The organism is Mesorhizobium sp. LNHC232B00, from assembly GCF_000502435.1.
In the GTDB taxonomy this organism is placed as follows: domain Bacteria; phylum Pseudomonadota; class Alphaproteobacteria; order Rhizobiales; family Rhizobiaceae; genus Mesorhizobium; species Mesorhizobium opportunistum.
Window position 1 is genome coordinate 178,849 of record NZ_AYWP01000002.1, and the last position, 19,188, is coordinate 198,036.

Here is a 19,188-nt window from a genome sequence, read left to right on the forward strand (position 1 = left end):
CCTGCACGAAATCCCGTCGCCGGGACCGACATTTGGCGGAGATATCGCAGATATGAGTGATCTACGTCAACAGTGATCTAATATCCTCAAAACAGCTTGCAATCCGACTAATGTTGAGTAAGTTGCGCCAATTGTCATGAAAAATGGCATTTCGGGAGGGAAGTGTTGAGCGACTTCGGCCGCCAGCGTCAGATCGTCGAACTGCTGCGGGACCGCCCGTTCGCCTCGGTACGCGAGTTGCAGGAGCGGCTCGGCGTTTCGGCGGCGACGGTCAGGCGCGATATCGACAGGATCGACGAAGCCGGGGAAGCACGGAAGGTCTATGGCGGCATCTCGGCGCTCGACGGCGCTGCCCATGCGGGCGTCGCCTATGCCCGGCCCTATGACGAGAACCGTGACCTCGCCGTCGAGGCCAAGCGGCAGATCGCAGCCGTTGCCGCGACCATGGTGCGCGACGGTGATGCGGTCATCGTCCATGGCGGCTCGACCTGTTTCCATCTCGGCGTCAAGCTCGCCGAGCGCAACATCCGGCTCTACACCAATTCGATGCCGCTCGCGGCCTATCTCAGCGATCACGGCCATTGCAGCCTGACGGTTGCCGGCGGCGAGCTGCATCGCGAACCCGGCATCATCCATTCGCCGACCCAGGCCAACTCCTTCTACGCCTCGAAATTCTTTCTGGGCGCGCAAGGCCTCAATCAGGAAGGGCTATTGGAGTCGCACCCGCTGCTGGTGCGCTCGATCGTCGATCTCAGCCTGTGCGCCGACCAGATCGTGGTGCTGGCCGACAGCCGCAAGCTTTCCATCCACGCGCGCAATGTCTCGCTGCCGCTGTCGCGCATCGGCACGCTGATCACCGATGATGGCCTCTCCGATGGCGATGCACGCATGCTGGAAGATGCCGGCGTCATGGTGCGGATTGCTTCCACCTTGGGAGCCGTCCCATGAAACTGGCGGTGCTCGACTTCGGCAAGACCAATTCGAAGCTGTTCGTCTTCGGCCAGGACGGGCGCATCCTCGACGAGCGCCGGACCCAGCCGAAATGGACGCGCCAGAACGGCTTCAGCGTGCTTGACGAGGCCGACCTCCACGATTGGGCGCTCAGTGCCGTCACTGACGCGGTCGACAACAATGGTGTCGAAGGGGTGATGGTATCCGGCCATGGCTGCACCTTTGCCCTGGTGGACGATGAGGCGCTGACGCACCCGATTCTCGACTACGAGCAGGAGCCGCCGGCCGAGATCGCCGCTCGGATCGATCCTCGCATTCCGGGTTTTGCCGAGACGTTCTCGCCGCGCCTGCCGCTCGGTTTCAACTATGGCCGCCACATGCTGTGGCTGCAGGAGGTTGATCCCGACGCATTCGCGGCGGCGACATCGATCCTCGGCTATCCGCAATACTGGAGCTGGCGTCTGGGCGGCAGGCCGGTTTGCGAAGTGTCCTATCTCGGCTGCCATTCGCATTTGTGGGCGCCGCGCCGGCGTGATTTCTCTTCGCTGGTCGATACCGAAGGCTGGCGCGGCCGGATGCCGACCTTCGCGCGTGCCGGCGCCGTCATCGGCGAGCGGCATCTTGGCGGCGCCGCGCGGCCGGTCGCCGTCCACAACGGCGTCCACGATTCGAATGCGGCTCTCCATGCCTATCGCCGGCAGGAGCTTGGCCCGCTGACCGTGGTGTCGACCGGCACCTGGGTGGTCGTGCTCAATCCCGATTGCCCGCTCGAGGCACTCGACCGGGACCGCGACATGCTGGTCAATGTCGATGTCGACGGCGGCCCGGTGCCGACCATCCGCTTCATGGGCGGGCGCGAATTCGCCGTCATCAGCGATGGCTGGCAAGGCGCGATCCCGAATGGCTCGATCCAGCAGGCAATCGACGCCGGCATCATGGCGCTGCCGAGCTTCGCGCCGGGCGGCCCGATGCCGGATCGCCCAGGCCGGCTGCTTGGGCGCATGCCCGATGCCGGAGAGCGCGCGGCCGTGGCACTGCTGTATGTCGCACTGATGGTCGACCTCTGCCTCGACCTGATCCATTCGCAAAACACCGTCATCGTCGATGGCGGGCTGAACGCTGGCGGACTGCTTGCCGAGCTGCTGGCGCAGCTGCGTCCCGGCCAGGGCTTTATGCAGGGCGCCTCGCTGGAAGGCAGCGCCACGGGTGCGGCGGCGCTCGCCTTCGAGAGTGTCGGGCGCGAATTCGCCGCCGAGGTACCGGGACCGGTGACCGCGGCGCGCTTCACCGGCCTTGCCGGCTACCGCGACGACTGGCGCGATCTCGTCGCCGGCCGCGGCACGGCGGGCAAAGTGGCGGGAGGCGCGCGATGACCGCGACGGCCAAGGTCGAAAACACACGCCAGCCGGTGCTGGAGATGCGCCACATCTCCAAAACCTTCGGTGCGATCCGCGCCTTGCACGATGTCTCGCTCAGCGTCCATGCTGGCGAGCTGCACGCGCTGATGGGCGAGAATGGTGCCGGCAAGTCGACACTGATGAAGGTCCTGTCGGGCGCCTATCGGCCGGATCCCGGTGGCGAGATCCTGATCGACGGCGTGCCCGCCGCGACAGGCGATCCGATCAAGGCGCGCGCCGCCGGCATCGCGGTGATCTATCAGGAGCTGTCGCTGGCCCCCAATCTGACGGTGGCGCAGAACATCTTTCTCGGCAATGAGCCGCGCCGCTTCGGCGTCGTCGATCGTGACCAATGCAACCGGCGCGCCAGCGAGATCGTCGGCCGGCTCGGCGTCTCCTTCTCGGCGCGCGTCCTGGTCTCCAGCCTGTCGCTCGGCGAGCGACAGCTGGTCGAGATCGCCCGCGCTTTGTCGACCAATGCGCGTATCATCGTCATGGACGAGCCGACGACGTCGCTGACCTCGCGCGAGACCGACCGCCTGTTCGAGGTGATCGCGACGCTGAAGGCGCAAGGCATCGCCATCATCTACATCAGCCATCGCATGGAAGAGGTCTACCAGCTCGCAGACCGCGTCAGTGTGCTGCGCGACAGCGGCTATGTCGGCACGCTTGAGCGCGCCGACCTCAATGCCTCGCGCCTGGTGTCTATGATGGTCGGCCGCGACCTCTCGGCTTTCTACAAGAAGGATCATCGCCCACCGGACGAGAAGCGGGCCGTCGCGCTCTCGGTGCGCGGCATGTCCGACGGGCGGCTGCTGAAGAACTGTTCGTTCGATCTCCACAAGGGCGAGGTGCTGGCCTTGGCCGGTCTCGTCGGCTCCGGCCGCACCGAACTCGCCCGGCTGATCTTCGGCGCCGACAAGCGCAGCGCCGGCACGGTTGAACTCGACGGCGTACCGATCTCCATCGGCTCGCCGCGCGAGGCGCTCGACGCCGGCATCGCCTACCTCACCGAGGACCGCAAGGAACTCGGCCTGTTCCTCGACATGTCGATCTCCGACAATATCAGCATGGGTGTGCTGGCCAGGGACGCACGGGCGGGCGGATTCCGCGACTTCACCGCCGCCGACAGGCGCGCGGCAAAGGCCATTGCGGACCTCTCGATCCGCACCCGCTCGGCACAGGCCAATGCCGGCTCGCTGTCGGGCGGCAACCAGCAGAAGGTGCTGCTCGCCCGGCTGCTGGAGACCGAGCCGAAGGTCGTCATCCTCGACGAGCCGACCCGTGGCGTCGATGTCGGCGCCAAGTCGGAGATCTACCGGCTGATCGACAATCTCGCCAACCAGGGCATCGCCATCCTGATGATCTCCAGCGAATTGCCCGAGGTGATCGGCGTCGCCGACCGCGTGCTGGTGATGCGCGACGGCGCCATATCGGGCGAGGTGACGGCATCCGGGGGCGAGCCGCTTCGTCAGGAAGCGATCATGGAACTTGCGACGGGAGCGGCCCAGGAATGATCGACAGAACGACCGACAAGACGACCGGGACGGCGGCAGTGGACCAGGCGGCGGTCAGGAGCCGGCGGCTGAGCACCGTTTTCGCCGCGCTTGGCATGCTGCCGGTGTTGGTGCTGCTGGCGGCCGGCTTCCAGTTCATCAATCCCCGCTTCCTCACCCAGACCAACTTGTTGATCGTCACGCAGCAATCATCGATCAACATCGTGCTCGCCGCCGGCATGACCTTCGTCATCCTGACCGGCGGCATCGACCTGTCGGTCGGTTCCATCCTCGCCGCCTCGGCGATGGTGGCGGTGCTGGTGTCCCTGGTGCCGGACTGGGGCCTGCTCGGCGTGCCGGCAGCCATTCTCGTCGGCCTCGGCTTCGGCCTCATCAACGGGCTGCTCGTCGCCTACATCAAGCTGCCACCCTTCATCGTCACGCTCGGCTCGCTGACGGCGGTGCGCGGCGTTGCCCGCCTGCTCGGGCAGGACACGACGGTGTTCAACTCCGACCTGCCGTTCGACTTCATCGGCAATGGCTCGCTGTTCGGCATTCCCTGGCTGGTCGTCATCGCGCTGGCGGTGGTGGTGCTGTCCTGGCTGGTGCTCAAGCGCACGGTGCTCGGCACCTGGATCTACGCCGTCGGCGGCAATGCCGAGGCGGCGCGGCTGACCGGCATCAAGGTGCCGCTGGTGCTGCTCTTCGTCTATGGCGTTTCGGGCCTGCTCGCCGGCCTCGGCGGCGCCATGTCGGCGGCACGGCTCTACGCCGCCAACGGCTTGCAGCTCGGGCAGTCCTACGAGCTCGACGCCATCGCCGCCGTGATTTTGGGCGGCACCAGTTTTGTCGGCGGCGTCGGCTCGATCTGGGGCACGCTGATCGGCGGCCTGATCATCGCGGTGCTCTCCAACGGGCTCATCTTGGCCGGTGTCTCGGACATCTGGCAGTACATCATCAAGGGATTGGTCATCATCGTGGCGGTCGCCCTCGACCGCTACAGGCTCCAGGCAGGGGCAAGAACGTGAGTGACCTGGTCGCCGGCGCAAATGCCGGCTTGTGTAACGCACCGTGAGAGGCGCGGGCAATCGGAGGAAGTAAGCGTAATGAAGACCATCGCCAAACTGCTCTGCGGCGCCGCATTCGCGGCCGTCGCCATCGCGCCGGCATCGGCCAAGGATCTCAACAAGGTGGGCATCTCTGTCGGCCTGCTCGGCAATCCCTTCTTCGTCGCCACCATCAAGGGCATCGAGGACGCGGCCAAGAAGATCAACCCGAAGGTCGAGGTAACGTCGGTATCGGCCGACTACGACCTCAACAAGCAGGTTTCGCAGGTCGATTCCTTCATCGCCGCCGGCGTCGACGTGATCATGCTCAACGCGGTCGACGCCAAGGCGATCGCGCCGGCGGTGAAGAAGGCGCAGGCCGCCGGCGTCATCGTTGCCGCGTTCGACGTTTCGGCGCCGGGCGCCGACGTCACCGTGATGACCAACAACGTCAAGGCCGGCGAGGAGGCCTGCCAGTATCTGGTCGACAACACTGGCGGCAAGGGCGACTACGTCATCCTCAACGGCCCGGCGTCGTCGTCGATCCTGGAGCGGGTGAAGGGCTGCAAGAACGTGCTCGCGCAGCATCCCGACATCAAGATCCTTTCCGACGACCAGAATGCCGAAGGCTCGCGCGACGGCGGCCTGAAGGTGTTCCAGTCGCTGCTCACCCGCTTCGACAAGATCGACGCGGTGTTCGCCATCAACGATCCGACGGCCATCGGCGCCCAGCTTGCCGCCAAGCAGCTCAACCGTTCGGAATTCATCATCACCGCGGTCGACGGCGCGCCCGATATCGAAAAGGAGCTCGCTTCCGGCAAGTCGATGATCAAGGCCTCGGCCTCGCAGGATCCCTATGTGATGGCCGGCCAGTCGCTGACCATGGCGGCCGAGCTGCTGGCCGGCAAGAAGCCGGCGGAAGCCACCGTGCTGCTCGATCCCAAGCTGATCACCGCCGACAACCTCAAGGACTACAAGGGCTGGACCGCGGCCCGCTGATCGTTTCAACAAGCGCGGCCGGTTGATCCCGGCCGCGCCCATCCTTTTCGCCGCAATCCGGAGACGATCATGTCGCGCATCGGAATCCATTCTTTCGTCTGGTCGGCAAGCTCGGCGCAAGGCGAGCTCGAACGCACGCTGGCCAACACAAGGGAGGCCGGCTTCGAGCTGATCGAATTCTCCTATCTCGACCCGGCGGATGTCGACATTGGCGGGCTTGCCAAGCGCATCGCCGATCTCGGGCTTGGGGTGGCGATCAGCATCGGACTGCCCGCCGACGGCGACATATCGAGCGCCGACAAGGCGGTCGCGGCGCGCGGCGTCAAAATCCTCAACCAGACCATCGCGCTGACGCGCGACCTTGGCGGCCGCAAGGTCGCCGGCATCCTGTCGACCAGCCACGGCTTGCAGGCCGAGGCGCCGACACGCGATCAATGGAACCGCAGCGCAGCAGCGCTGGCCAAGGTCGCCGAGACGGCCAAGGCCGCCGGCGTCACGCTCAATCTCGAAATCGTCAACCGCTTCGAAAGCAACCTCCTCAACACCGCCGCGCAGGGGCTCGCCTTCATCGAGGACACCGGCTCAGACAACATCTTCCTGCATCTCGACACCTTTCACATGAACATCGAGGAGGCCGATGTCGGGCTCGCCATCCGCCACGCGGCGGCCAAGATCGGCTATGTCCATATCGGCGAAAGCCATCGCGGCTTCCTCGGCACCGGCAACATCGACTTCGCGGCGATCTTCGATGCGCTGACGGCTATCGGCTATGCCGACGATCTCAGCTTCGAATCGTTCTCCTCGGAGATCGTCGACGAGAACCTGTCGAAGAAGACCGCCATCTGGCGCAATCTGTGGACGGACAACATGGCGCTCGCCAAGCATGCGCGCGCCTTCATCGGCCTCGGACTGGAGACTGCGCGGCGCAAGGCGGAACTCGTCTCGGCCAGGCACAAGCCATAGGTCCGTTCGTCGAGGCGACTGTCCGGATGTCAGCCGCTTGCGGCGGCATTGCCGGTTGCGGGTGCATCGGATATCCCACCGTCCAGGCACATGATGCCAGCACAATTGACCAGACGGAGCCCTGACATGACAGACCAGACGATCTTCAAATTCGGCCCGGTCGAACACGCGGAGGCCGGCGATCTCGCCGGCTGGATCGTGGTCGAGGGCAGGCCGACCATGCAGACCGCCGTCCAGCACACGACCGAGGACGGCAAGGTGATGTCGGGCACGTGGCGGGCGACGCCGGGCACCTATCACGCGACTTATACCGATTATGAGTTCGTGCACATGATCGCCGGCCGCATCATCATCACCCCCGACGGCGGCACGCCGGTCGAAGTGGGTCCCGGCGACGCCTTCGTGGTGGAAGCCGATTTCAAAGGCACCTGGAAGATCATCGAGCCGGTGACCAAACATTTTGTGGTCAGGGTTGCCTGAGGCGGGGTGATCCGTCCGGCCGCATGAAAATCCCGCCATGGTTCGCCATGGCGGGCGAGTGTTCAAGCGACGCCTTTCGTGCCTCTGCGGGGCTCTGCCGTCTGGCTTGTGGAACATTCACCTGGTGCCAGCGTTTGCTTGTACGCTGTCTTTCAGGAATGAACTGCAGGCTGCGAAGGGGTGCGCTGCCTATTGGAGGCACTGCCATGAGCCGCAACCCACAAACCACGGCACGTGTTGCCGGCCATCCCATCCACCCGATGCTTATTCCGTTCCCGATCGCCTTTTTTGTCGCCACCTTCGTTTGCGACCTGATCTTCTGGCGAACAGGCAACCCGGGATGGGTCACCGCCAGCCTTTGGCTGCTTGGGGCGGGCCTGATAATGGCCGCCTTGGCCGCGCTTGCCGGCCTGACGGATGTCTTGGGCGATGTTCAGATCCGCAATCTGAGTGATGCATGGCTCCACGCTGGCGGCAATGTGGTCGTCGTCCTGATCGAACTCTACAACTGGTACTCGCGATACGCCCACAGCGAGGCGGCGGTGGTGCCCACCGGCCTGATCTTGTCGTTGATCGTGGTTCTCATCCTCCTGTTTACCGGCTGGAAGGGCTGGGAAATGGTTTACCGACATCGCGTGGGTGTAGCCGACGGCTCGGAGGAGGTGCGCTGACCTGTGCCGCGGTAAGCGTGTTCGCTGATCTGTGCATTTTCCTTCGCCGGGGCATCGGCCAGGCCACTTCGGCCATTGAGTCATGAAGGCGTCTGCGGCGTCATCCAGGCGGCCTTGACATCAGCGATATGGCACTCGCCAGCCAAGCGCTCTCATCGGTCCCTACCAGCTAAGTATCCTTGATACACCGGATTCATCCCCTAATTCCTTCACGGGCGCGGCAGTCGCGAGGTTGCCTCGGGGCAGCGGCGGTTCGCGCCCTTCTGGCTGCATGCCGCGGAAGGACGGTTGGACCGACGCATCCATGGAGGTCGTCGTGCGTCAATCGCGTGGATTCACCTGTGCGTATTTCGTCCTAGCTTGCTCGATCGCGGTGCTTTGCGCAGGAGCTGCAACCGGCGGCCAGCACGGCGGCGGCCATGGTTCTGGCGGCAGTGGCGGCGGAGGGCATGGCGCTGGCGGCCAAAATGGCGGCTCGCACAAAGGGACTAGCAATAATCCCGGCGGCTCCGGTTCGCCAGCGGACGATGAGACCAGCACAACCGGCACGCCGACGGCCCCGGGAGCGGCCACTGCCACCGCCGTCGCGTCCGCAAGAGGCGGACAGTCGCTCGACCTCCCGGCTGCTCTCCAGCCTCCCAGCGACAGCAACACTCAATTAACGGTCAGCCGAACCGAGGCGGTGCCGGGCGTTCCGGATGAAGTCATTCGGGCCTGCCATGATGCCATCGAATCGGCAGCCGCGCCGTTTGGCGCGACCAGGGTGCGCGTCAGCAGCGCGGGTCTCGTACGTCAGTTGAGTCGGGATACGATCTCGGCTCCCGTTGAGGTCAGCATCGACTATGTACGGCAAGGCAGCGTGGAAACACGGCAGGCGCCGATCAAATGCGAATTGAACGCGACAGGCAGCGTGATCGGGCTGACCTAGCGCATCGCGCAGAATTCCTCGCCGATGAGGGCGTGAATTCGAGCGCATTCATCCTTTGCCCGAAATGGCAGCAGGTCTCGCGCGTGCTGCCAAGGGGTGCGGGGCATTCAAAGACCCATGGCCTTCCACACAAGGGATCAGCCGGAAATCACTGCGATGTCGCGTATGTCGGCAAGAGCGAATAGGGAAGTGTGATCGAGCGCACCCGGGTCACCCGCGAAGGGTTGCGAACCTTGCCAGTCTTCTGGCTGACGGCCTTCACCTGGCCGGCGGCTGTCGCGCGGGCAGAACGTGGTTTCGCAGGCGGCTCGATCTGCGCGCTGCGGCGCTCGGTCCTGAGCCTGTCATTGTCCGCGCGCGCGGCGGTCAAGTCGCGGGCAAGAGAAACAGTGGCTTCGCGTTGCTTGTCCAGGGCCTCCTGCAGCTTGGCGACACGCAGCAAAAGAGCTTGGGTGGCCGCGCGCTCGATGCGAGCCTTGTCGGGATCCTCACGATTCAAGGCCGCTGCAGCACGTTCCCGCGCCAGAGCCTGCGCCGTGTCAGCTGCGGTCTGCTCAGCACGCTCTTTCGCTGAGACTGCTCTGGCTCGCTCCTGTTGAGCCGCCTCGCGCTCGATGCGAGCCTGTTTCAACTCTTCAAGGGTCGATGCTACCGCAGCGCGTTCTCGTGCCAGCGTCCGCTCCGTGTCAGCTGCGGTCCGCTCCACTTGCTGTCTCGCCTTGACCGCGCCGGTCAGCTCCTGCTCAGCCGCATCCGCACGCTTCGAGAGTGCGGCATTGGACAGGTTCGCTTCGGCGAGATCGCCACGAAGCTGCTCCGACTTCCGGCGCTCGTCGTCGAGCATGCCACTCGCCCGCGCCAGTGAAGCCCTGGCCGCGGCACGATCCTTGGCGGCCCCGGTCTCAAGCTGTTCAATTTGCGCCCGCGCTTGCGATAGATCGCGCGCCTGCCTCTGCGCTTGCTGCTGCTCGAGATGAGCAGCGGGCATCTCCTTGAAGACATAGCTGGTGGTCTCGTCCACCAGCGTGCGGGCATCTCCCGCAATGCGCTGTAACGCGTCAAGGGTGCGGGCTGCGGCGAGTTCGTTGCGCAATCGCTCCTCGCGTGCGTTGTCGGCAGCTGCCATGCTTGCCCTCAGCGTATCGATCTGCTTGCTCGACTCGAGGAGCGCTCCCTGCAGGGCGGCGCTCCTGGCACGCTCGCTTTCCGCCGCCCGGTGCTCCTGGTCGGCCAATTGTCTCGCGGCGGCCGCCTGAGCACGATCTGTCCCGGCCTGCACCTGGTTAGCCGTGAGATCCGAGCCTAGCAATTCGACACTCGCCGAAAGCTCCAAGGGGTGGGAAAGGTCTCGATCAGCTTCGCTTGGGGCTTGCGAAATGGCGGGGGCGCTTTCGACCCAGATTTGTCTCGTCGTCGCATAACCAATCGGCGCGGCCAGACAAATGGCGGCGAGCCCTAGGCGGAGCACAAGACCGATCGGCCTGCGAACGCCAGGGGGTGAAGCAGGCGCCGGGTCGGCTTCTCCCGTTTGAGCTGTGAAATTCAAACCGCGATCCGCGGCAGAGGCTAACGGAACAATTTGTGGCGAAGCCTTATGGCGCAGTTGGTCCCATGCCGATCCGCAAATCCGTTTCCCATGTTCCGCGACCGCCTTGATGGGCGCTGCAAGTCTTCCAGGTTCCAGCCTGTTCGGGGCAGGAGCATTGGTCTGGACCGCCGACGAACCTCCCGAGGCTTCGGGCGTCACGTTGACATGCTCGACTCGCACTCCGAACCGAGAGTAGTTGGCGTTTTGAGCTCGAACATCCAGGTCGGCGGTACCCAAGGGATTGGCAGCCCTGGAAGAAGCAGGTTCGGCGACAAGCCTGGCCGGGCTTTCCCATTCCCAAGAAGCCTCGTCGGCGAGATCGGATCTGCCTTCGTCAAGCGATGCAAGGCGGCGTCGTCGCACCGCGGCAAGGATACGCCGGAGCACAAGAAAGACGCCAATCGATACAAGCGTCACCACTGCGCCAAGAATGGCCAGATTTACATCGTTAGCATACATTTCGGCAAGATAATTTGGCATTGCCGTGCCCGTGCGGTCTGGGGTGTATTGTCAAGTCCATAAAGCGATGTCTGTCGCTGCGGAAAATTCGGCATCTCCCGGCTCTGGACTGTTCATCATGAACTTTAAGCTAGGTCACAGTGCAGCACGGTCAACCATCACCTCGTAATGGTCCTGCGGTCAGCCTTCGGCCGGATAAAAAGGCCATTGTAGCGGTCGTTCTTCGTGGCAAGGCTGGATCGTTCGTCCTGTGGAGATGCATTCCCGCAGACAATACAATTCGTCGTACCGTTTCGCGAAAAGTACGACGTCAACTTGCTAAGCCGTTGAAAACGCGTGGTGATCCCGACAGGAATCGAACCTGTGACCTACAGATTAGGAATCTGCCGCTCTATCCTACTGAGCTACGGGACCACGCGGCCCGACACATAGCCGCTTCGGATCGTTTCGCCAAGAGGCTGGCCGAAGGCAATTCAAGAGGCCGGCCGAAAGCAATTCGGCGGCCTCTTGTCATCGTCCGTTAACACGCGCCTCAGGCGGCCAGCGCGGTTTCGGCCAGTTTCACCCAATAGCTCATGCCGTGCGGGATGGCCTCGTCGTTGAAATCATAGGCCGGGTTGTGAAGACCGGCGGTGTCGCCATTGCCGATGAAGATGAAGGCGCCGGGGCGAGCTTCCAGCATGTAGGAGAAGTCCTCGCCGCCCATCACCGGCTGGATGCCGCGGTGGACATGGGCGTCGCCGGCGACGTTGGCCGCGACATCGCTGGCGAACACCGTTTCTTCCGCATGGTTGAAGGTGACGGGGTAATTGGCCTGGTAGTCGACCTCGATCTTGGCGCCGAAGGCGATCGCCAGCCCGTCGCAGATGGTGCGGATGCGCTCTTCGGACTTCTTGGCGATTTCCTTGCGCAAGGTGCGCACCGTGCCGGCGATCTCGGCCGATTCCGGAATGATGTTGTAGGCATCGCCGGCATGGAACTTGGTCACCGACACCACCACCGCCTCGACCGGGTCGGTGCTGCGCGAAGCGATGGTCTGCAGCGCGCCGACCAGCTGGCTGGTGATGACGATCGGGTCGATCGTGCCGTGCGGCATGGCGGCGTGGCCGCCACGGCCCTTCACGGTGATGGTGAATTCGGCCGTCGCCGCCATGATCGGGCCCGGGCGGATGGCGAACTGGCCGACAGGCAGGCCGGGCATATTGTGCATGCCGAACACCTTGGAGATGTCGAAGCGCTCCATCATGCCGTCCTTGACCATCTCGTTGCCGCCGCCGCCGCCTTCCTCGGCCGGCTGGAAGATCACCGCCACGGAGCCCGCGAAATTGCGTGTTTCGGCGAGGTATTTCGCCGCGCCCAGAAGCATCGCCGTGTGGCCGTCATGACCGCAGGCGTGCATCTTGCCGGGAACGGTCGAGGCGTAGGACTTGCCGGTGATCTCGTTGAGCGGCAGCGCGTCCATGTCGGCGCGCAGGCCGATGGTGGCGCCGTCACCCTGGCGGCCACGGATGATGCCAACGACGCCGGTCTTGCCGAGGCCGGTCACCACGTCGTCGCAGCCGAATTCTTTCAGCTTCTCGGTCACGAAGGCGGCGGTCTTGAAGACGTCGAAGTTCAGTTCTGGCGTCTGGTGCAGGTGTTGGCGCCAGCCGGCGACTTCGTCCTGCATTTCGGCGGCTCGGTTCAGGATTGGCATGGTGGTTCCATCTCGCTGTTGGAGCAGGCGGGCTGGCCCGCTGCCTTTCAATTGTGATCGTCAGGCACTTTGCCATGTTGGCGTCACATAGGGTAAATAGCACCGCAACGATGCGGTCCGTTTTTGAGGGGCGGACTCGTTATGCTGGCGGTCACGTAACGAAATCTTACGGAGCCAGGGGCGACTACGGCAAGAGGCGATTTCGGATTTGATCATGCGGCACAGGCATTTCCTCAAACTATTCTCGGCTGGCGCGATCGTGCTGTCGGTGCTGGCTGGGCCAGCGCTGGCCAATCCGGTGGTGGTCTTCGACCTGAAGAGCGGCCAGATCCTGCAGCATCAGGATGCCTTCAAGCGCTGGTATCCGGCGTCGCTGAGCAAGCTGATGACCGCTTACGTGACCTTCCGGGCGATCGCGGCCGGCGAAATCCAGCTCGATTCGCCGATCATGGTGACGAAACACTCCGCCGCCGAGCCGCCAAGCAAGATGGGCTTCAAGCCGGGCTCGGTGATGCGGCTCGACAATGCGCTGAAGATGATGCTGGTCAAATCGGCCAACGACATTGCGATGGCCGTCGGTGAGAATGTCGGTGGCTCGCAGGCAGCCTTTGCCGAGCGGATGAACGCCGAGGCGGTCCGGCTCGGCATGAACGGAACCCATTTCGTCAATCCGAACGGCCTTTATTCGCCGGACCAGTACACCACGGCGCGCGACCTTGCCGTGCTCGTGATGGCGATCCGCCGTGAGTTTCCGCAATATGCGCCATGGTTTTCGATCGAGGGGCTCGCGGTCGGCAAAAAGGCGATCCCGAACTACAATCTGCTGATCGGCCGCTATCCCGGCGCCGACGGCATGAAGACGGGTTTTGTCTGCCCTTCGGGCTTCAACATGATCGGTTCGGCGACGCGCAACGGGCGCACCCTGGTGGCGGTGGTGCTTGGCGAGAAGTCGGCCGTCAGCCGTGCCGAGACCGCGGCCAAGCTGCTCGACCAGGGTTTTGATGCGCCTGTCGCCGGCTCGACCACGGTCGCCATCCTGGCGCCTTACGGCGACACCACCTCGTCCAACGACATGAGTGACGAGATCTGCAAGAAGAAGAAGCCGCATGAGCAATCGGAGGCGCCGCCGGCTGTCGCCAAGGACGCGCCGAAATCGCCCTATCAGGAAAAGCTCGACCATGTGCCGACGCTGGTTGCCGTCGGTCTTGGCGGCGCCACCGGCCCGGCGCCGAAGGCGATACTCGACCAGGGCGGCCAGGAATATGCCGACGTGCCGATCCCGACCTGGCGACCGGACAAACCCCAGCCCGCGGGGACCGGTCCCAAGATAGCAGGCGCCGACGCGCAAGGTGACCAGTCCGCCAAGACCGCGAACTGACCGCAATGGCGGGCTTCCCGATACCCGTCTCGGTGCTGACCGGCTTCCTCGGCGCCGGCAAGACGACGCTGCTCAACCGACTGCTGAAGGATCCGGCGCTGGCCGACACGGCGGTCATCATCAACGAGTTCGGCGAGGTGGCGATCGACCATCTGCTTGTCGAGCAGGCCTCCGACGGCATCATCCAGCTTTCCGACGGCTGCCTGTGCTGCACGGTGCGTGGCGAACTGGTCGATACGCTGGCCGACCTGGTCGACCGGCTGCAGACCGGGCGCATCGCACGCCTTGCCCGCGTCATCGTCGAGACCACAGGGCTTGCCGATCCGGCGCCTGTGCTGCAATCGATCATGGCGCATCCGGCGCTGGTCCAGGCTTTCCGGCTCGACGGCGTCATCACGCTGGTCGATGCGGTCAATGGCGACGCCACGCTCGATGGCCATGTCGAGGCGGTCAAGCAAGTCGCGGTCGCCGACCGCATCGTGCTGAGCAAGGCCGACCTGGTTGCCGATCCCGCAGAGCTCGAAAGGCTGCGGGCGCGCCTGCGGCAGATCAATCCGGGTGCCGAACTGCTCGATGCCGGCGATACGGGGACGGGCGTGGCGGCGCTGTTCGACTGCGGCCTCTACAATCCAGCCACCAAATCCGCGGACGTGCGGCGCTGGCTCGGCGAGGAAGCGGCGCACGATCATCACCATCATGACCATCACCATGACGGGCACGATCATGATCACGGTCACCGGCACGACCAGCGCGTGCGCTCCTATTCACTGGTGCATGATGGTCCGGTGCCGTTTTCGGCTATCGAGATGTTCCTCGACCTGTTGCGTTCGACGCATGGCGAACACCTCTTGCGCATGAAGGGCATCATCGAATTGCAGGAAGATCCGTCACGGCCGTTGGTCGTGCATGGCGTGCAGAAAATCCTGCATCCGCCGGTGCAGTTGCCCTCCTGGCCGGACAGCCAACGTGGCACGCGGCTGGTGCTGATCACGCTCGACATGCCGGAAGACTATGTGCGCCGGCTGTTCGCCGCCTTCACCAACCGGCCCTCGATCGACACGCCCGACCGCGCGGCGCTGGAAAACAATCCGCTGGCGATTGCCGGACGGTAAACGCTACGATCCCTGCGCGCCGCGTTCGACCAGAAAACGGTGGCCGCCCACGACCGCCGCCGTTTCGATCAACTGATGGCCGGCGTCGGAACAGAAAGCGGGAATGTCGATGACGGCGAGCGGATCGGTGGTCTCGAGCCAAAGCCTGCTGCCCGGCAGCATGCCGGCAAGACGTTTTTTAGCTTTAAGCACGGGTAGGGGACAGTTCAGCCCCTTGAGATCATAGATCGCGGTGCGTCCGGCCAAGGATGGAACCTCAGCCGCCGAACATGCCGAGCAGCTTGTTCTTGAGCTTGGTAACCCGGCTTTCATCGGCATTGGCGGCCTGCGTTTCGGCTTCCGGCGCGGCCTCGGTCGGGGCGGCTATGGTGGCGGTGGCGGCAGGCGCCTCCTTGGCGGCCTTGGCCGCTTCCTTCTCGGCGAGCGCCTGTGCCTTGGCGGCTTCCTTGGCCTGCTTGGCAGCCTCTATGGCGGCCAGCCTCTGCTCCTCAGCCTTTTGCTTGGCGGCTTTCTCGGCGTCGAGTGCAGCCATCTTGCGGCCGGCCGGCGAATCGATGCGGCCCATGCGCGCCGTCTCGGTCACCGTGCCGTTGGAATTGAGCGAGGGCGGCTCGATCGGCACGCGCTCGCCACGCGCCCTGCGCTTCGACCAGTCGGAGACGATGCTGGCTTCCTTGATGCCGGCGATGGTCGGCCTGGGCGGCGGCACGCTGGCCTTGAGCGCGCCGGTGAACGCCGCGTCATAGGTGCTTTGATAGGCGTTGTAAGCGCTCTTCAGCGAATCCGGCTGCGTGGTCGCCGGGCACGGTCCGGTCGGATCGAATGTCTGGCCGTCGGGGGCGACCTGGTTGAAGACGTAGCGCTTTTCGCAGACGTCGACCTTCGGCGGCACCTTGGTGATCTCGAAATTGTCGTAGCCGACCTTGAGCATCTTCCAGAACTCGTAGTTCGGGTCGCTGCGATAGCGCGCCATGTTGGCGGCGGTCATGCGGAACGGAAAGGCCTCGACCTGGAACTCGGTCTGCCCGCCCTGGAAGGCGTCGCGGCCGAAGGCATAGATCTGCTCGATCTGCGCGTCGGTCATCGAATAGCAGCCCGAGGACGAGCAGGCGCCGTGCACCATCAGGTTCTGGCCGGTGCGGCCGTTGGCACGGTCATAGGCGTTGGGAAAGCCGATGTTGAAGGACAGATGGTAGTTCGAGCGCGGGTTCATCTGCGACGGGCGAACCGTGTAGAAGCCTTCCGGCGCCTGGCGATCGCCCTCGGTGTATTTCGGACCGAGCTTGCCCGACCATTTGCAGATGTCGTAGCTGGCGACCATGTCGTAACGGCCGTTGGTCTTGGCCTTCCAAATTTCGAGCTTGCCTTCTTCCTTGAAGATGCGCGCCATCACCGAGGAGGTGCGAACCATGCCCTTGGCCTTCATGTCGGCCAGGATCTTGTCCGGCAGCGGCTTGTTGGCCTCCGGGGCAAAGTCCTTCATCGACGAATCATTGCAGCCGGCGATAGCGATCGAGGCGACGAGGACTCCGGTATGGGCGAACTTGGCAAACATGGATACGGCTATGTCTTTTCCCTCGGGCCAATGGCTTCGAAACGGCCGAGCCCACATGCTGAACACCGACGGACCGTAAGCCCGTTAACCTTGAAAATTCCTTACCGCAAGCGTCGACTAGCCCCTCACGGCAACTTCCCAACCCTTCGTTGCAAATTTATTGACCCGAATGCGGCGGCATTTTTGTGGCGAAATTGCTCATTGACGCCACATTGCGGTGGGCAAACCGCTTCCGATGACCACGTTCCGGCGTCAGCCGGTCAGAGGCTGCGCCCCATCGCCAGGTATTTCTCGCGGCGCTGCTCGCGGAAATCGGTGTTGGCGCCGGCAAAGTCCTTCATCGTCTTGGCAATGAGGTCGCCGGTCGCGGCAATCACCGTCTCGGGCGCGCGCTGGGCGCCGCCCATCGGCTCAGGAATGATGGCGTCGATGATCTTCAATTCCAGAAGATCCTGCGCGGTGATCTTCATGTTGGTCGCCGCGTCCTTGGAGCGGGTGGTGTCGCGCCACAGGATCGACGCCGCGCCCTCCGGTGAAATCACCGAATAGATGGCGTGTTCGAGCATGTAGACACGGTTGGCGGTGGCGATCGCGATGGCGCCGCCGGAGCCGCCTTCGCCGATGACCACCGAAATCGACGGCACCTTGAGCGCAAGGCAAGCCGAGGTCGAGCGGGCGATGGCTTCCGCCTGGCCGCGCTCCTCGGCGCCGACGCCGGGATAGGCACCCGCCGTGTCGACCAGCGTCAGGAGCGGTATCTTGAAGCGATCGGCAAGCTCCATCAGCCGCACCGCCTTGCGATAGCCTTCGGGACGCACCGAACCGAAATTGTGCTTTAGCCGGCTGGTCGTGTCCGAACCCTTTTCCTGGCCGATGATCGCGATGGGCTCGCCGCGGAAGCGGGCGAAACCGCCGACGATCGCCTGGTCCTCACCGAAATTGCGGTCGCCGGCGAGCGGCGTGAAATCGCTGAACAGGCTCTTGATGTAGTCGACGCAGTGCGGCCTGTCGGAGTGGCGCGCCACCTGCACTTTCTGCCAGGGCGTCAGCGCCTTGTAGAGATCGCGCAGCGCGTCGCGCGACCGCTTCTCCAGCCTGGTGATCTCGTCGGCGACGTCGACCGCCTCGCCATTCTCGGCAAGCTTCTTCAGCTCGAGGATCTTGAGCTCAAGATCCTGCACCGGCTTTTCGAAATCGAGGTAATTGTACATGCGTGAGCGGACCGATACGTCGGAAGGCAATGACTGCGGAACCGTTTAATCCAAGGCCCCGGGCGGTGAAATGTCGTCCTCACATAGCGATATGAGGCCTAGTCGGCAAGCGGATGATGATCGTTGACCAGCCGCACCAGCCGCTCCTCCAGCACATGGGTGTAAATCTGTGTCGTCGATATGTCGGCATGGCCAAGCAGCTGCTGCACGGCCCTGAGATCGGCGCCGTTCTGCAGGAGATGGCTGGCGAAGGCATGGCGCAGCACGTGCGGTGAAATCTTGGCCGAGGCGATGCCGGCGCGCGCCGCCAACCCTTTCAGGTCGCGGGCAAAGACCTGGCGCGAGAGATAGCCGCTGTCGGAGGCGGCCGGAAACAGGAACGGGCTTTCGGCGAAGGCGGGCACTCCGGCCCGGGCGGCAAGCCAGGTTCGCATCGCCACGCGCGCCTTGGACGACAGCGGCACCATGCGTTCCTTGTCGCCCTTGCCGCGCACCATGAAGAACCGGTCGTCGCGCCGCGCCACCGTCACCGGCAGGCCGACCAGTTCGGAAACGCGCAGGCCCGTGGCGTAGAGCACCTCGACCAGCGCATGCAGGCGCAGGGCCGCCAGCCTGTCGGCATGGCCGAGCCCTGCGTCGCCGGCTTCGGTGGCGGCGCGGTCGATCAGCCTGCCGGTGTCGGCCTCGGACATCGTCTTGGGTAGCGGCCGTCCCTTTTTCGGGCTGTCCAGCGTGCCGGTCGGGTCGTCGCCACGCAGGCCCTCGGCGTAGAGAAACTTGAAGAACTGGCGGATCGCAGAAAGTTTGCGCGCCTGTGATGTCGACGCGAAGCCGCGGGCGGCGATGTCGTCGAGATAGCCGCGGATGTCGGCGGCGGCCGCACCGGCAAGCCCGCCATCGATCCCGTTCGAAGCGTCTTCGAGATCGCGGCGATAGGAGGAAAGCGTGTTCTCGGCGGCACCGCGCTCGGCGCTCATCATTTCCAGGAAGGCCTCGATGCGGGCGGCGCTGTTCATCCTTGAGGATCAGTTCTTCTTGGGACTCAGTTCTTCTTGGGATTCAGCTTTTCCAACGGGATGCGCACGCTCATCTCCGCTTTTTTCGGCTCGACGAACATCACCAGCGCGAACATCGTACCATAGGCAATGCCGGCCAGAATCGCGAGGGTCACGACAAAGCGAAACAGTGTCGGCATCAATTTTCGCCCGTCTTCTTGTTCTGCGTTTCCAAACCCTGTGCCCTTATGGGACGCCAATCC

At 64.1% G+C, this 19,188-nt stretch carries 18 protein-coding genes and 1 tRNA gene; 11 read left to right on the top strand and 8 right to left on the bottom strand.

The annotated features are described in order from the left end of the window. Positions 1-165 precede the first annotated feature (165 nt). The 9 genes from X743_RS165620 to X743_RS1000000170305 all read left to right on the top strand — a co-directional run bounded on the left by X743_RS165620 (position 166) and on the right by X743_RS1000000170305 (position 8,931). Complete coding sequence (locus X743_RS165620; protein WP_023763821.1) at positions 166-948, top strand: DeoR/GlpR family DNA-binding transcription regulator; 783 nt, start codon at positions 166-168, stop codon at positions 946-948. After that, positions 945-2,324 (top strand): FGGY-family carbohydrate kinase, encoded by a 1,380-nt coding sequence (locus X743_RS165615; RefSeq protein ID WP_023763822.1) that lies wholly within the window; start codon positions 945-947, stop codon positions 2,322-2,324. The genes X743_RS165620 and X743_RS165615 overlap by 4 nt, the downstream gene beginning before the upstream one ends. After that, positions 2,321-3,865 (top strand): sugar ABC transporter ATP-binding protein, encoded by a 1,545-nt coding sequence (locus X743_RS165610; RefSeq protein ID WP_023763823.1) that lies wholly within the window; start codon positions 2,321-2,323, stop codon positions 3,863-3,865. The genes X743_RS165615 and X743_RS165610 overlap by 4 nt, the downstream gene beginning before the upstream one ends. Then, positions 3,862-4,872, top strand: coding sequence for a ribose ABC transporter permease (locus X743_RS165605; protein ID WP_023763824.1), 1,011 nt, complete (start codon positions 3,862-3,864; stop codon positions 4,870-4,872). Before X743_RS165610 ends, X743_RS165605 begins: the two co-directional genes overlap by 4 nt. A gap of 78 nt (positions 4,873-4,950) precedes the next feature. Continuing rightward, positions 4,951-5,889 (top strand): ABC transporter substrate-binding protein, encoded by a 939-nt coding sequence (locus X743_RS165600; protein WP_023763825.1) that lies wholly within the window; start codon positions 4,951-4,953, stop codon positions 5,887-5,889. Positions 5,890-5,958: 69 nt separating this feature from the next. Beyond that, complete coding sequence (locus X743_RS165595; RefSeq protein ID WP_023763826.1) at positions 5,959-6,852, top strand: sugar phosphate isomerase/epimerase; 894 nt, start codon at positions 5,959-5,961, stop codon at positions 6,850-6,852. A 126-nt stretch (positions 6,853-6,978) separates the two neighbouring features. Further along, positions 6,979-7,332 (top strand): cupin domain-containing protein, encoded by a 354-nt coding sequence (locus tag X743_RS165590; RefSeq protein WP_023763827.1) that lies wholly within the window; start codon positions 6,979-6,981, stop codon positions 7,330-7,332. A 206-nt stretch (positions 7,333-7,538) separates the two neighbouring features. Then, a complete protein-coding gene (locus X743_RS165585; protein WP_023763828.1) occupies positions 7,539-8,003 on the top strand; it encodes a DUF2231 domain-containing protein in 465 nt (154 codons plus the stop codon). Between the two features lie 304 nt (positions 8,004-8,307). Next, positions 8,308-8,931, top strand: coding sequence for a hypothetical protein (locus tag X743_RS1000000170305; protein WP_198028407.1), 624 nt, complete (start codon positions 8,308-8,310; stop codon positions 8,929-8,931). A gap of 148 nt (positions 8,932-9,079) precedes the next feature. On the opposite strand, the gene X743_RS1000000173210 is transcribed toward X743_RS1000000170305, so the two are convergent. The 3 genes from X743_RS1000000173210 to X743_RS165575 form a co-directional block, all read right to left on the bottom strand. After that, positions 9,080-10,999, bottom strand: a complete 1,920-nt coding sequence (locus X743_RS1000000173210) for a hypothetical protein (protein WP_245264149.1) — start codon at positions 10,997-10,999, stop codon at positions 9,080-9,082. A 316-nt stretch (positions 11,000-11,315) separates the two neighbouring features. After that, positions 11,316-11,392: transfer RNA gene (locus tag X743_RS165580), tRNA-Arg, on the bottom strand. A gap of 118 nt (positions 11,393-11,510) precedes the next feature. Continuing rightward, complete coding sequence (locus X743_RS165575; RefSeq protein ID WP_023763831.1) at positions 11,511-12,674, bottom strand: M20 aminoacylase family protein; 1,164 nt, start codon at positions 12,672-12,674, stop codon at positions 11,511-11,513. 214 nt (positions 12,675-12,888) lie between these two features. On the opposite strand from X743_RS165575, the gene X743_RS165570 reads away from it, so the two are divergent. Together X743_RS165570 and X743_RS165565 are read left to right on the top strand one after the other, a co-directional pair. After that, on the top strand, positions 12,889-14,052 hold the full coding sequence (locus X743_RS165570; RefSeq protein ID WP_023763832.1) for a D-alanyl-D-alanine carboxypeptidase family protein: 1,164 nt from the start codon (positions 12,889-12,891) through the stop codon (positions 14,050-14,052). 5 nt (positions 14,053-14,057) lie between these two features. Next, positions 14,058-15,164: a GTP-binding protein gene (locus X743_RS165565; protein ID WP_023763833.1), complete on the top strand. Its 1,107-nt coding sequence runs from the start codon at positions 14,058-14,060 to the stop codon at positions 15,162-15,164. A gap of 3 nt (positions 15,165-15,167) precedes the next feature. Here X743_RS165565 and X743_RS165560 read toward each other — a convergent pair whose 3' ends face one another. The 5 genes from X743_RS165560 to X743_RS165540 all read right to left on the bottom strand — a co-directional run bounded on the left by X743_RS165560 (position 15,168) and on the right by X743_RS165540 (position 19,125). Continuing rightward, positions 15,168-15,410 carry a sulfurtransferase TusA family protein gene (locus X743_RS165560; protein ID WP_023763834.1) on the bottom strand — a complete coding sequence of 81 codons (243 nt, stop codon included), beginning with the start codon at positions 15,408-15,410 and terminating at the stop codon, positions 15,168-15,170. A 10-nt stretch (positions 15,411-15,420) separates the two neighbouring features. Then, on the bottom strand, positions 15,421-16,719 hold the full coding sequence (locus tag X743_RS165555; RefSeq protein WP_023763835.1) for a murein L,D-transpeptidase family protein: 1,299 nt from the start codon (positions 16,717-16,719) through the stop codon (positions 15,421-15,423). Positions 16,720-16,979: 260 nt separating this feature from the next. After that, on the bottom strand, positions 16,980-17,930 hold the full coding sequence (locus X743_RS165550) for an acetyl-CoA carboxylase carboxyltransferase subunit alpha (RefSeq protein WP_023763836.1): 951 nt from the start codon (positions 17,928-17,930) through the stop codon (positions 16,980-16,982). 98 nt (positions 17,931-18,028) lie between these two features. Continuing rightward, positions 18,029-18,946, bottom strand: coding sequence for a site-specific tyrosine recombinase XerD (locus tag X743_RS165545; RefSeq protein WP_023763837.1), 918 nt, complete (start codon positions 18,944-18,946; stop codon positions 18,029-18,031). A 26-nt stretch (positions 18,947-18,972) separates the two neighbouring features. Continuing rightward, positions 18,973-19,125: a hypothetical protein gene (locus tag X743_RS165540; RefSeq protein ID WP_013892767.1), complete on the bottom strand. Its 153-nt coding sequence runs from the start codon at positions 19,123-19,125 to the stop codon at positions 18,973-18,975. Positions 19,126-19,188: the final 63 nt, after the last annotated feature.